Source organism: Desulfurobacterium indicum, from assembly GCF_001968985.1.
Taxonomy (GTDB): domain Bacteria; phylum Aquificota; class Aquificia; order Desulfurobacteriales; family Desulfurobacteriaceae; genus Desulfurobacterium_A; species Desulfurobacterium_A indicum.
Genome location: NZ_MOEN01000015.1, coordinates 22,562 through 35,248, shown reverse-complemented (window position 1 = coordinate 35,248; position 12,687 = coordinate 22,562). Strand labels below are relative to the sequence as shown.

General features: G+C 39.7%; 14 protein-coding genes. All 14 read right to left on the bottom strand.

What is annotated here, in order from left to right:
• Nucleotides 1-438, bottom strand: a 438-nt coding sequence (locus BLW93_RS05085) for a transposase (protein ID WP_245791970.1), incomplete at its 3' end; no start/stop codon positions are given.
• A gap of 153 nt (nucleotides 439-591) precedes the next feature.
• Entirely contained in the window at nucleotides 592-1,041 is a 450-nt protein-coding gene (locus BLW93_RS05080; RefSeq protein WP_076713017.1) for a DUF1931 family protein, read from the bottom strand.
• Between the two features lie 137 nt (nucleotides 1,042-1,178).
• The gene (locus tag BLW93_RS05075) at nucleotides 1,179-1,829 is read right to left on the bottom strand and encodes an HDOD domain-containing protein (protein ID WP_076713016.1); all 651 of its coding nucleotides are present in this window, start codon (nucleotides 1,827-1,829) and stop codon (nucleotides 1,179-1,181) included.
• Nucleotides 1,830-1,838: 9 nt separating this feature from the next.
• Entirely contained in the window at nucleotides 1,839-3,134 is a 1,296-nt protein-coding gene (gene rsmB, locus BLW93_RS05070; protein ID WP_076713015.1) for a 16S rRNA (cytosine(967)-C(5))-methyltransferase RsmB, read from the bottom strand.
• Complete coding sequence (locus BLW93_RS05065; protein ID WP_076713014.1) at nucleotides 3,134-4,357, bottom strand: hypothetical protein; 1,224 nt, start codon at nucleotides 4,355-4,357, stop codon at nucleotides 3,134-3,136. Before BLW93_RS05065 ends, rsmB begins: the two co-directional genes overlap by 1 nt.
• Nucleotides 4,357-4,860 carry an adenylate kinase family protein gene (locus tag BLW93_RS05060; RefSeq protein ID WP_076713013.1) on the bottom strand — a complete coding sequence of 168 codons (504 nt, stop codon included), beginning with the start codon at nucleotides 4,858-4,860 and terminating at the stop codon, nucleotides 4,357-4,359. Before BLW93_RS05060 ends, BLW93_RS05065 begins: the two co-directional genes overlap by 1 nt.
• A 55-nt stretch (nucleotides 4,861-4,915) precedes the next feature.
• Complete coding sequence (gene leuC / locus BLW93_RS05055; protein ID WP_076713012.1) at nucleotides 4,916-6,178, bottom strand: 3-isopropylmalate dehydratase large subunit; 1,263 nt, start codon at nucleotides 6,176-6,178, stop codon at nucleotides 4,916-4,918.
• Between the two features lie 35 nt (nucleotides 6,179-6,213).
• Nucleotides 6,214-7,596: a sigma-54-dependent transcriptional regulator gene (locus tag BLW93_RS05050; RefSeq protein WP_076713011.1), complete on the bottom strand. Its 1,383-nt coding sequence runs from the start codon at nucleotides 7,594-7,596 to the stop codon at nucleotides 6,214-6,216.
• Nucleotides 7,574-8,587, bottom strand: a complete 1,014-nt coding sequence (locus BLW93_RS05045) for a two-component system sensor histidine kinase NtrB (RefSeq protein ID WP_076713010.1) — start codon at nucleotides 8,585-8,587, stop codon at nucleotides 7,574-7,576. Before BLW93_RS05045 ends, BLW93_RS05050 begins: the two co-directional genes overlap by 23 nt.
• Entirely contained in the window at nucleotides 8,584-8,979 is a 396-nt protein-coding gene (locus BLW93_RS05040; RefSeq protein WP_076713009.1) for a hypothetical protein, read from the bottom strand. Before BLW93_RS05040 ends, BLW93_RS05045 begins: the two co-directional genes overlap by 4 nt.
• An 11-nt stretch (nucleotides 8,980-8,990) precedes the next feature.
• A complete protein-coding gene (gene rlmB, locus BLW93_RS05035; protein ID WP_076713008.1) occupies nucleotides 8,991-9,695 on the bottom strand; it encodes a 23S rRNA (guanosine(2251)-2'-O)-methyltransferase RlmB in 705 nt (234 codons plus the stop codon).
• Nucleotides 9,695-10,312, bottom strand: coding sequence for an imidazole glycerol phosphate synthase subunit HisH (hisH, locus tag BLW93_RS05030; RefSeq protein WP_076713007.1), 618 nt, complete (start codon nucleotides 10,310-10,312; stop codon nucleotides 9,695-9,697). Before hisH ends, rlmB begins: the two co-directional genes overlap by 1 nt.
• 10 nt (nucleotides 10,313-10,322) lie before the next feature.
• Nucleotides 10,323-11,915, bottom strand: a complete 1,593-nt coding sequence (locus BLW93_RS05025) for an MlaD family protein (protein WP_076713006.1) — start codon at nucleotides 11,913-11,915, stop codon at nucleotides 10,323-10,325.
• Nucleotides 11,912-12,682 carry an ABC transporter ATP-binding protein gene (locus BLW93_RS05020; protein ID WP_076713005.1) on the bottom strand — a complete coding sequence of 257 codons (771 nt, stop codon included), beginning with the start codon at nucleotides 12,680-12,682 and terminating at the stop codon, nucleotides 11,912-11,914. The genes BLW93_RS05025 and BLW93_RS05020 overlap by 4 nt, the downstream gene beginning before the upstream one ends.
• Nucleotides 12,683-12,687: the final 5 nt, after the last annotated feature.

Genomic DNA, 12,687 nt, shown 5'->3' with positions numbered 1-12,687 from the left:
TATTTCCTCTAAGGTTACCTGCGATATTTTGCTTATGGTTGAGGGTGAGTATTTAAGTTCAAACACGCTTTCAAGAGCCTGGGCTACTGCTCTTGCACTCATACCAGAGGCAAACATCCCAAGTATTAAGTCTTCAAGATTGATATCTCTTCTTCTATAAGGTTCTATCAACTTTGTTCTGAATTTTCCCTCTCTATCTCTTGGAATTCTCAGATTTTCAAGCTTACCGATAACAGTATCTAAGTTTCTAACGTAAAAGCCGTTCTTTGTTCCTCCATGTTCTTTAAGAAACACTTCTCTTTCAGCCGTCATGATTGACTCTAAGGTTTGCTTTACCACTTCCTTAACTAGGTCTGGTAAAATCTTCTGTAGTTCCATTTTTGCCTCCTGGGGTTGGTATTTGTGGGGTGTTCCCCAGGAGGTTATCCCATTTCTCAAGCTTACACAAAATATCGTACACTACCTATGCTTACGGAAACGTTTGTTTGGACGGTGTAAAGTCTTTGTAGTATTTAAAGGGTTCTGAAAATTCGCCGGATAACCTGCTCTACTGGTTGAAGAGGATTTAGAAGGGAGCGGTGGCCCCCTTCATTACATTGTTAGATCGAGAATTTTACCTGCTCTTTCAATATCTTCTGTTGATGGTTGACGGCAACCTTCGTCAACAGTTTTTATGATTCTTGCGATTATGAACAGAAGTGTTCCTACGATTTCCGGGAGTTTGTTTTCAAGCTCTGCCTCAAGTGGATATTTTAGAGGTGGTTGAGTTGCCAGAAAGTCCAGTATATCTTGCAGTTCAAGTTGTTCTTCCAGTTCTTTAAATTTCTGAATAGTTTCAAGGAATCCTTTTGTAAGTGGAACATCGCATTCCCATATTACATCTCTCCCATTATACTTGGCATTTCTCTCTCCTATGAGAAGCAGGTCGTAAAGTTTCTTTTCAACGATATCGGTGATTGCTTTTGCCTTGTTCTTGTCAATGTCAAGTCCGGCCGCTTTTCTGAAAAGTGTTTCAAGTTTTCCGAAACCGACGATAGCCATAGCTCCCTCCTTAAAATATTATTTTAAATTTTCTAACATAGAATTTAGGGATATTGGCTTGAATTTTCAAGACTTTGCATTAAATAAAAAAAAGGTGCCCTTTAAAGGGCGCCTGTGTTTGGTTTTTTGTTTCCCTTTTATAGGGCAGATACGAGGGCCTTTGCGTCCTTTTCTGCCCTTTTACATATTTCGTCTATTTCGCTGAAAGATAAACCTTCTGTATCTTTTAAGTCAGCCTGTTCGTTTCTTGACACTTTTTCGCAGAATGAAAGAATTTTCTTTGTGAATTCTTTTATTCTGTAAAGAGAACTATCTTCGTCAAGAAGCCCCATCACGATGTTGTCAGAGACGCCAGCTTTTTGTAGTATCTTTTTGATTTCTGCTTCATCGACTTCTTTGAGGACAGGATCGAGTAGTCCCACCATGAATGCTTCATCGGCGTGGGCGGGAATGAGTTTTTCGGCGACGTATCTCATCGCGAATGCCTGTTTGAGTATTTTGGCGATTTCGTCCTTATCCGCTGATTTAAGAAGCGAAGATGTTAAAAGAACAAAAATGTAATCTTTAAGGTTTTGGTATCCGAGATAAGCTACGGCTTGAACGATGGAGGTTATCTCTTTTCTCAAACCGAAGTATGGTGAGTTAATAAATTTTAGAAGTCTTAATGATAGGTTCGGATCCATACTGACTATTTCGGAGACTTTTTCAAGCTCTTCACCGTCTATCAGGGCTTTGATAAGTTTAAGCATCACTTCTCTTTTTAATTTTAGTCTTTCAACTTCTGCCATGTCCCCTCCTCATTTTGTAAATATGGCGTAAAAGAAAGCGTCTGTGTTGTTTTTGTGGGGAAATACTCTTATCATGTTTTCGCAACTTGCTCCCACATCTTCAAATTTTATATCAAAATCGGCTGGTTTAAAACCTATATTGATTGCGTATTCTACGTTTTCTTCGCCTTCTTCTCTCTCCAGGCTGCAGACGCTGTAAAGTAATCGACCACCAGATTTCAGGAGTTTATAGGCACTTTTAAGGAGATTTTGCTGTATTTTCCGATTGTGTTTTATTAATTCCATGCTTTTGTTCCACTTTCCTTCCGGGTGCCTTCTTATTACGCCTGTTGCGCTGCACGGTGCATCAAGAAGTATTCTGTCAAAGTAGTTTTCCGGAAGGGAAGTTTCTCTTGTTATGTCTTCAAGGAGGATTTTACATTTTAGTTCTGCCTTTTGGACGTTTTCTTTTAGAAGCTTTAATCTCTTTTCGTCTATGTCAACAGCAGTGATTTCGGCTTTTCCTTCTGTTAAAGAACCTATTGCTGTCGTTTTTCCGCCGGGCGCGGCGGCTATGTCAAGTATCTTTTCATTTTGTTGTGGATTTAGTAGAACTGCCGATAGAAAAGAAGCAGGATCTTGAATGTAGAAAAATCCCTCTTTGTAGCCCGGAATTGAGGTTATTTCTACTTTTCCCTTTATTCTGAACATGTCGGGCAGGAAAGGATGTGGTTCAAATTCTACATGTGCTTTTTTAAGGAGTTTTGCGAAATTTTCTGGCGATGTTTTTATCCTGTTTATTCTTAAAAAAAGAGATGGTGTTTTGTTCAGTCCTTCAAGAAGTTCGATGTAATCTTGATAAAAGGTTTTCCACCTTTTTACCATCCATGTTTCAAAAGAAAATAGTGTTGCAATCCGTTCGATTTTATTCGGGATGTTTTGGATTTCTTTTTTGTAGTCAAACTTTATCAGTTTCTTACCGACAGCATTTACAAAACCGGCACTCTTTTTGTTGAATTTTTTCACCGCTTCTACCGTTTCGTTTAATGCTGCATACGGTGGAACTGACATGAAAAAAAGCTGGTAAGCCAGAATTCGGAGAGCGTTTCTTACAAAGGGTTTTTGCTTTTTCTGTTTCTTTCCGGAAACCTTTTCTATTGAAAAGTCCAGAAGCTTTAAAAATCTAACGGTACCGGAAGTCAGCTCCCTTACAAAGCTTCTGTCTCTAAAGTTTAGATGGTTTGTCAGTGATTCAAAGTGTGGTTTAAGTTTCAGGTCTTTCTCAAAGTTGCAGAGGATTTTTACGGCAGTTTCTCTTGTGTTCATTAACTACCGCCTAATTTTTCTTTTGCTATTTTCTTTCCTATTTCAACACCCGGTTGCCCGTAAGGGTTTACACCTATAAGATGTGCCATTATTGCCGTTTTTATCATGAAAACTATGAAAAGAGCGCCAATGGCCTCAGGTGTAATTCTGTCTATTTCTATCGTGCACATAGGCCGTTTTTTCATTTTAAGGGATTCCACCGTTCCTTCAAATTCGGCATGGACAATTTCGGAGACGGTTTTTCCTCCTATAAAGTCGAGAATTTCTGTTTTTTCTGGAAGGACAAAATTACTGCCGTAACTTTTAAGTTTTATAAATTGGTAAAACTTGTCGTCGGGACCGTCAATGAAAAGCTGGAGTAGCGAGTGCTGGTCAACAGTTCCGACGGCCGGAAGAGGTGTCTGCCCTTTTCCGTCTTTGCCGAGACTTTCAGCCCAGAGTTGCACCCACCAATCAGAAAATTTTCGGAGAGAGTCAGAGTAAGGCATCAAAACTGCTATGTTCCTTCCATCTTTGTAATTAATGTATTGGGTAAACACGGACACAAGAGACGGATGGAGGGGCTCTCTTATTATCTCTTCGACCGTTTCCATCGCACCGCCAAGCAGAGCGTAAGGGTCTATGTCAACAAATTCTGAAGGAACAAGCCCTACCGGTGTCAGGACAGAAAATCTTCCTCCGATACTTTTCGGTATCTGGAAAAATGGAGCGTTTAGCTCTTTTGACAATTTGTGAAGCGGAGTGTTTTCGCCTGATATGAAGATGAATCGCCGATTCAGGTCTCTGAACCCCCTCCTTTTCATTTCGTGAAGAACGAGGTTCATTATTGAAATTGTTTCCAGCGTTTTACCCGATTTACTGATAACACAGTAAACAGTTCTGTCCCATGGAGCATTCTGAAATATCTGGTGTATGTTAAAAGGGTCTATGTTTTCAAGAAAGTAGAGCTTCCTTCCACCTATTTTATACTTTCCGTGTATGGCTTCATATATCGCCTGTATGCCAAGGGAAGATCCACCTATACCTATTACAAACATATTGTCAAAATCCATTTTGAAACGTCTTAAGGTTTCTTTTATCTTTTTTACCCTGGTTGAGAAGCAGGAGAGAAACGGCATATTTTTTTTATTTATTTCTAAGGTTTTTTTGATTTTTGTTATTTCTTTTTCTAAGTTATTTGGATTGAAATTAAGTCCGCTGATGTCATATTTTAAATACCCCATTAATCCTCCAGCCAGTCTATCTCCTCTATCAAGCCGCCTTCTTTAATTCCTTCTATTATAACATCTGCAACTTCTTCAGGCTTTCTGGTGCTTGTATCTACGTGAATTGTGACAGGTGCTGGTCTGAGTTCGAAAACTTCATTTGCGCAGAATGCGATTCTTTCAGATTCGGCATTTTCATTAAGCTTTTCCTGAGGATAATTTCTCTCTTTGAGTCTTGAGATGATAACTTCCGGTTTTGCCCGTAAAATCACGATAACATCTGAAGGTATGTAGTGGGCGATAAGTCCTTCTGCTATAAAATCTTTTTTTTCTTCGAAAAACTCTTTTAATTTTTCAATATCTACGATAAATGCGTCTCTTTTTTCGTCGTAACTGGTGTAAAGTTTTTCCTTTTTTATAAGATCGCTTAAGTTGTACAGCGGAAGAGATAGTTTTTTAGAGAGTATTTGAGCGACTGTACTTTTCCCCGTACCTGGCGTTCCTGTGATTGTTATTCGCAATGCCCCCTCCAAGAAAAGAGAAGATAAGCCGGGGAATTCCCCGGCGATTGAATTTTTAAAGAACTTCGTCAGGGTGAGCAATTCTGCCAAGAATAGCTGATGCTGCTGCAACGGCAGGAGAAGCAAGGTAAACTTCACTTTCAGGATGTCCCATTCTTCCGACGAAGTTTCTGTTTGTTGTGGCGACCGCTCTTTCGCCTTTTGCAAGAATACCCATATGTCCGCCGAGGCACGGTCCACACGTAGGTGTTGAAACCACGCATTCGGCGTCGATGAAGATATCAATTAAGCCTTCATCTGCTGCCTGCTTGTAGATTTCCTGAGTTGCAGGAATTACGATACATCTTACGTTCGGGTTGACCTTTTTACCTTTGAGAATTTCAGCAGCTATTCTAAGGTCTGTTATCCTTCCGTTTGTGCATGAACCGATGACGACCTGGTCAATGGTAACGTGTGTAGATTCTGTTACTGGACGGGTATTTGAAGGGAGGTGAGGGAACGCAACTTGAGGTTCTATTTTTGAAACGTCAATTTCGTAGATTTCTGAATATTCTGCATCAGGATCACTCTTGTAGAATTTGAAAGGTCTTTTAGCTCTATTTTTAACGTATTCAAGTGTAATTTCGTCAGGTTCTATTATGCCGTTTTTGGCGCCTGCTTCGATTGCCATATTGCAAATCGTAAATCTGTCATCTATAGGAAGTTCTCTTATGGCTTCACCTGTGTGTTCCATCGTTTTGTAAAGGGCGCCGTCAACACCTATCATTCCTATTACATAAAGGATAAGGTCTTTTCCAGAGACCCATTTTTGTCTCTTTCCGTAGTAGATAAACTTTATCTGTTCTGGGACTTTGAACCATACCTCTCCTGTTAGCCATGCGTAAGCCATGTCGGTTGAACCGACGCCTGTTGAGAATGCACCGATAGCGCCGTATGTACAGGTGTGTGAGTCTGCTCCGATTACAACATCGCCGGGAACAACAACACCTTGCTCTGGAAGGAGGGCGTGTTCTACACCGACTCTTCCTTCGTTCCAGAAGTGGGTAATGTTGAACTCTTTTGCAAAATCTCTCATCATTTTTACCTGTTCGGCAGACTTTATGTCTTTTGCCGGAGTAAAGTGGTCCGGAACGAGAGCTATTTTATCTTTGTCAAATACCTTTTCCGCACCTAACTCTTTTATTCTTTTGATTGCAATAGGTGCTGTAACGTCATTTGCAAGAGCGATATCTACCTTACACATTATCAATTCGCCGGGGTGGACTTCTTCTTTGCCAGCATGCTCGGCTAAGATTTTTTGAGTTATTGTCATTCCCATCATCGCACTCCTTATAAATTTTGTGATTTTGACATTTAGAATTTATGCTTTTTGCGGGGGATTTCTATTCCGAGTTCTTTGATTTTTGCTCTAAGGGTGTTTCTGTGTATGCCAAGTGTTCTTGCAGCTTTTACCTGATTCCAGTTGGTATGTTTTAAAACTTCCGTTATGAGTATTTTCTCCGCGCTTTTCATTACTATGTCGTAAAGATTGTTTTTGTCTTTTTGCTCTACCGTGAATACGTAAGTTACAAATTCTCTTATGGCTTCTTGTAGATTAGGCGCTTTTTCTTCCTGTTTTTCTGTCAGAAGGTCGTTAATATCTATTATATCAATCGGAGAAAGGAGCATTGCTTTAAGTATCATGTTCTCAAGTTCTCTGACGTTTCCTGGAAAATCATAGGAATATAACCATTTCTTTGCCCTTTCTGTTAACTGTTTTATCGGAAGCTTGAATTCCTTTGAGAATTTTTTTATGAAGAAGTTTGTAAGGGGAATTATGTCTTCTTTCCGTTCTCTTAGTGGCGGGAGCTCTATTTTTAAGACGTTAAGTCTGTAAAAGAGGTCTTCTCTGAAACGTCCTTTTTTTACTTCTTTTTCAAGATTTCTGTTTGTGGCTGCAACTATTCTCACATCAACCTTTATCGGTGCATCTCCTCCAAGCCGTCTTATCTCTTTTTCCTGTATTGCTCTTAATAGTTTTGATTGAAGGGGAAGTTCAATTTCTCCTATTTCGTCAAGGAATAGCGTTCCTCCGTGTGCCTGTTCGAAAAACCCTTTCTTTCTTGAAGTTGCACCTGTGAATGCTCCTTTTTCGTATCCGAACAGTTCGGCTTCTAACAGGTTTGTCGGGAGGGCGGCGCAATTTATGGCAACGAAAGGCCCATTTGCCCTTTTGGAATACTTATGAATTGCCCTGGCTACAAGCTCTTTGCCTGTTCCACTTTCACCGACTATGAGTACGGTTGCATCGGTTCTGGCAACTCTCCCTATTAATTTAAATACTTCCTGCATCTTTTTGCTGGAGCCTATGATGGCGTCTTCGTCTATAACGTCAAGTTCTTCTTTTTCTGTTGAAAATGTGATTTTGTCGATGATTGTTTTTATCTCTTCCAGTTCGAAAGGTTTGGTGATGTATTCAACAGCTCCTTTGTCTATGGCTTTTATCGTGTAATCCATTGTTCCGTATGCTGTGAGAATGACTTTGGGAATGTTCTTTTCGTAGGATAGAAGTTCTATGCCGCTTATTCCGGGCATTTTTATGTCTAAAAATGCCATGTCCGGTTTTTTTGTTTTAAGTATTTCAAGAGCCTGATTTCCGTTTTCTGCCTCGTAAACGATGTGTCCGAGGGTTTCAAGGTATTTTTTTAAAACCAGCCTTATGTTTCTTTCGTCGTCAGCTATTAAAATTCTTGCCATTGTTTTTCAGATCTCCGATTGGTAGGTAGATGGATACGGTTGTGCCTTTTCCTTTCTCACTTTGAACTTCTATTTTACCACCGTGATTGCTAACTATTTCTTTTGAAATATACATTCCAAGTCCTGTTCCCTTCTCTTTTCCTTTTGTGAAGAACGGAGTGAAAAGATTTTCAAGATCTTCTTTTTCCATACCGCTGCCGGTGTCTTTTATTTTTATGAAGTAAAAGCCTTTGGGTTGAATGGCATAACCTGTCTCTATCGTTATTTTTCTGATTTTTGACTTTTCCAGTGCCTCTATGCTGTTTTTAATAAGGTTTGATAAAACCTGAAACATTCTGTCTTTGTCCATGTAAACTTCAGGTAGTGACGGGTCGAACCGTCTGTCTATTTCAATTTTCTTTTCTTCAAATACGGTTTTGAATGTTTTTAGAACATCATTTAAGAGTCGATGAACGTTGTATTTGCACCATTCTAAGCTTGTAAAGTCAAAACTTTTGGAAATTCTATCGAGGAACCTCTCTATCCTTTCTATTTCTGAAAGGATAACTTCCAGTAATTCTTCGTCAAAAATTTTCAATGTTAACATTAATTTTGCAGAGGCTTTCATTCCGCTTAGAGGATTTCTAAGTTCGTGGGAGATGCCTTTTAGAAAAATATCAAAATGCTCTGTCGGGCTTTCATTTTTCTTTTTCTTAACTGCCACGACGGCGCCTTTTATATCTTCTCCTGAGAAAAACGGAGATATGGAAAGTATAAAACTGTTTACCTCTATATTGTGAATTTCTATTCCTTCCGTTATGCATTTGTCTATCCATTTTTTTAAATCGGCAGACAGTATCTCTGAAATGTTTTTACCTTCAAGGTATTTCCTTGAGCGGTTCAGAAGCATTTCCAGTTTTTGATTGAAAAAGAAAACCCTTCCCGATCTGTCGCATACTGCAATCGGGAAGGGTAGAGAAAATATCAAGTCTGAAAATTCTGGATTTTTCAAGTTAAGGATATACCTCCTCCCTGTCCACCTTTTGGAAATTCTTTAATCTTTGAAATGTCAAGTCCAGTTGATGGAAGTTCTATTCCGGCAGCTGCAGCCTTGAACTGCTGATGAAATTCTTTCATTCTGGATCTGTCACCTACCGGAACGATTGTCACTATTTGAGATTTCATAACAAACGCATCAACAGGTTCGTTAGCCGTTGGATCTACAGGCATTATGGTAGCCTGTGCTCCCTGAGATGTAGGAATGAGGGCGAACATACCGGCATCTTTGATTTTTAAGTAATCATCCCCTATTTCATCTAAAATACCTATGATACCTGAAGATGGAATTACGCCCTCTCCTGCTGTTGTTTGAATGAATACAAGTTTTCCTTTCAGATTTTCCATAACTTCCTCCGTTATTTTTTGACTGATAATAAATATAATCCTATGGCTACGGCATTGGAAACGTTTAAAGAGTTAACATGTCCTTTCATCGGTATGGTTATGATGTCGTCCAGCAGTTTTTTTACAGGTTTTGATATGCCTCTGCCTTCGGAACCGGCGACAAGCCCTACTGGATAAGGAAAAGAGTATCTGCTTATGTCTTTTCCGCCGGATTCAAGTCCTATCAGCCAGCCGCCTTTTTCTTTAAAGTTAAACAGACTCTGGCGGAAGCTGTTTACTATGGCAAAAGGCACGTAAAATACAGCACCGGTTGAGGATTTTACCACTGTGTCTGTTATGGTTGCACTTCTGTCTTTGGGAATAACTATTCCTGAAGCTCCGAACGCATCTGCACTTCTGAAGATAGCTCCTAAATTGTGAGGATCTTCTACGTGATCTAAAAACAGCAAGTATCCATTTGTTGCTATTGTTTTTTCGACAAGTTCCTCGAAAGGCGTTGGTTCGACAGGGGAAACGATTGCTACGATTCCTTGGTGCTTATCGGTTCCTGCAATTTCAGAGAGTTTTTTCTTTCCGGTTTTTACCGTTTTGATGCCTTTTCCTCTTAAAAGGGAAATGATTTCTCTGTGCTTAAATTTTTCGTCAACATAAACTTTGAGTATCGGATAATCTGCCCTTAGCGCTTCCATTATTGGGTTTACACCATAGATAACCATTAGCTTGTCCTTACCAGTTTAAGAAAGTTAGATAGAAGTTTAAGTCCTGCTTTCTGGCTTTTTTCTGGATGGAATTGTGTTGCTATTACGTTGTCTTTTTCAATGGATGATACAAACTCTATTCCGTAGTCGGTTGTTGTGAGAATTACCGATTTGTCTTCCGGTTTTACGTAATAAGAGTGAACAAAATAGAAGAATTCACCTTCTTTTATTCTCTCAAGGAAAGAGGAGTTTTTCTTTATTGAAACCTGATTCCAACCCATGTGAGGGATTTTGTAGTCGTGAGGGAGATCAAATCTTACCACCTTTCCTTTTATTATTCCGAGACCATCTTCTTCACCGAATTCGTATCCTTTTTCAAAGAGAAGGTGGAGTCCAAGACATATACCCAGAAAAGGTTTGCCTTTTTTTACTTCTATTGTTACTGTTTCCCAGAGACCTCTTTCTTTGAGATTTTTAACGGCATCTCTAAAGGCTCCTACTCCAGGAAGAATTATGGCTTCGGCATCTTTTATTTTTTCTTTATTGTCGGTGATAATAACGTTACCGCCAACATATTCAACCGCTTTGCTAACACTTCTTAAATTTCCCATACCGTAATCTATGACTGCTATCATTGTTTATCTCCTATTTTAGAGATGGCATTGATCCCATCAAATATTTGACGTCATCGTCTCCGAATACAAGGCCGCTTCCGATAAAGAATCCGCGCCATTTGTTATAGAGAAGTTCGTCGCCACCAAAGTAAAGATACCAGTTTTTGTTTATGTTGTAGGAAAGACCTACCCGTAGATGGGGCGGGAGTTGCTTCCCGTAACCATCTTTTCTGTCTATATCCCAGATGGATGAATATAGTTTCCATTTCTTATCTGGGAAGAGGTAATCGACTCCACCGCCGGCGGTCGTTTCTATAATACCGCCTCTGAGCACCCACTTTCCATTTTTCAGGAAGAACGGATCGTTAAAGATTCTTGCGTATTGGAGGGTAAATTCTGTATCAAAACTTTGTTTAACCTCTTCCTGAACAGATACGGAACCGGCGGCGTTTGTTATATAATAGGTTGTGTGATCTATCTTTCCGTGAGAGTCTGCAACGACTTCAAACAGGTAGTATCTGTCCTTTGATTCAGGAACGATTTTTAAAGATATGCCGCCTCTTGAATTTCCGGTTGCAGTGTTTACATCTCCTCTGAAACCTATGTAAACCTTTGTCTGTTCGAATTTATCAGCCAGCTTTCCGAGAGCGTGAGCGGCACTGGTGAGATTTTTGTAGAGAGTATCGTCATTTATGATCTTTGCGATCGTGCCGTTGCCTTTTTGAAGTTTCTTGATAAGTTCGTTGAGATTTTCCGTTGATTTTTTAACGTTTTCAATTGCTGCTTCAATGTTTTCTTCATTTCTACCGCTCAGCAGTTTGTTTATTTGAGATATGGTTGCATTTATCTTATCTGCAATATTTTTCGCCTCTGCCACCAGCTGAGGTGCTTCTTCGGAAGATGTTTTCAGGTTTTTAACTATGTCTCTTATGTCTCCTCTATTTTCTACAACTATTTCATTGAGCTGTGCAGATAGAGATTTCAGGTTTTCTGCAATTTCGGGAATATCACTTTTAAGAAAGTCTGAGAGAGAAGCAAGATTCTGAGCAAGTTTCCGAAGGTTTTCTCTGTTATCCTCAACAGTTGCTGTCACCTCTTTCGTTAATTTTGTGATCTGGTCAAGTAGCATTGCTATTCTGTTTTTCCCGTCTGGTGTTATCAATGATTTGTTAAGAGCATCAACTGTTTCGTAAATTTTTATCATTAGCTGATCGGTGGATATTGTTGATTTTCCTCTTGTTATGGTGGCTCCGGATGCAAGGACAGGTGTGTTTTCCGAGCCAGGTATAACTTCTACATATTTTTCGCCCATTAGCCCCATGGTTTCTATGATTGCATAGGCGTCACGGTGGAGCGTCACTTTCTTTGTGAATACGATTTTTACCTTTGCTTTTCCATTAGGAAGGACTTCTATGTCGTCGACTTTTCCGACGCGAACACCGGCAACCATGACAGGAGCTTCTTTCGCAAGTCCTGCAACGTTGTCAAATATTATGTAATAGTAGCTTGTTACCTTTTTTGTACTGTATTTAAGCGGTTCTATTGTGGTAGCAATAACTCCCAGTCCTACAAGGCCTGCAATCACAAAGGCACCTACTTTTGCTTCAATTGAGAGATTTTTCATCCTCTATACCCCAAATTAGCTGTTATCGGGCCTTCTGGAAGCCCTTCTATGAATTGTCTTACCGCTGGATTTTGTGACCTTTTTATGTCTTCCGGCTTTCCTATTTCCAATATTTTCCCGTTCCACAAAATAGCCATTCGATCAGCTATTCTGAAAGCACTTTTAATGTCGTGGCTGACAACAACACACGTTTTGTTGAGTTCATTTTTAAGTTTTAAAATCATCATGTCAATTATAGCTGTCATTACAGGATCAAGCCCTGATGTTGGTTCGTCAAACATGATACATTTCGGGTTAACACAGAGAGCTCTTGCTATTGCAACTCTTTTTCTCATTCCTCCGGAAAGTTCCGAAGGGTAGAGATCTTCTGTGCCCTGCATGCCGACAAGAGATAAGAAATATTCAGCCTGCTTTCTTGCTTCTTCTGGCGGAAGCTCCTTGTTTTCCAGAAGAAAAAATGCAACGTTTTCCCATACGGTTAAAGAGTCAAATAGAGCTCCTCCCTGGAATACGTATGTGAGTTCCTCTCTAAAATGGAATTTCTCATCTTCGGATAAGGAAAAAACGTCTTTTCCGTAAACGATGACCCTTCCAGCATCTGGAGTTATCAGTCCGGATATCTGTTTTAATAGCACGCTTTTTCCCGTTCCTGAAGGTCCCATAATGACGAATATCTCTTTGTCATAAACCTCAAACGAGACGCCGTCGTGTATAACCTTATTTCCAAAGCGTTTTTTCAGGTTTTCAACTTTAATTGCAATCTCCATTCATT

Coding starts and splice junctions, on each gene's coding strand:
- BLW93_RS05080 (WP_076713017.1), bottom strand. CDS start 1,041: ATGGCTATCGTCGGTTTCGGAAAACTTGAAACACTTTTCAGAAAAGCG.
- BLW93_RS05075 (WP_076713016.1), bottom strand. CDS start 1,829: ATGGCAGAAGTTGAAAGACTAAAATTAAAAAGAGAAGTGATGCTTAAA.
- rsmB (WP_076713015.1), bottom strand. CDS start 3,134: ATGAACACAAGAGAAACTGCCGTAAAAATCCTCTGCAACTTTGAGAAA.
- BLW93_RS05065 (WP_076713014.1), bottom strand. CDS start 4,357: ATGGGGTATTTAAAATATGACATCAGCGGACTTAATTTCAATCCAAAT.
- leuC (WP_076713012.1), bottom strand. CDS start 6,178: ATGGGAATGACAATAACTCAAAAAATCTTAGCCGAGCATGCTGGCAAA.
- BLW93_RS05050 (WP_076713011.1), bottom strand. CDS start 7,596: ATGGCAAGAATTTTAATAGCTGACGACGAAAGAAACATAAGGCTGGTT.
- BLW93_RS05040 (WP_076713009.1), bottom strand. CDS start 8,979: ATGGAAAATCTGAAAGGAAAACTTGTATTCATTCAAACAACAGCAGGA.
- rlmB (WP_076713008.1), bottom strand. CDS start 9,695: ATGGTTATCTATGGTGTAAACCCAATAATGGAAGCGCTAAGGGCAGAT.
- hisH (WP_076713007.1), bottom strand. CDS start 10,312: ATGATAGCAGTCATAGATTACGGTATGGGAAATTTAAGAAGTGTTAGC.
- BLW93_RS05025 (WP_076713006.1), bottom strand. CDS start 11,915: ATGAAAAATCTCTCAATTGAAGCAAAAGTAGGTGCCTTTGTGATTGCA.
- BLW93_RS05020 (WP_076713005.1), bottom strand. CDS start 12,682: ATGGAGATTGCAATTAAAGTTGAAAACCTGAAAAAACGCTTTGGAAAT.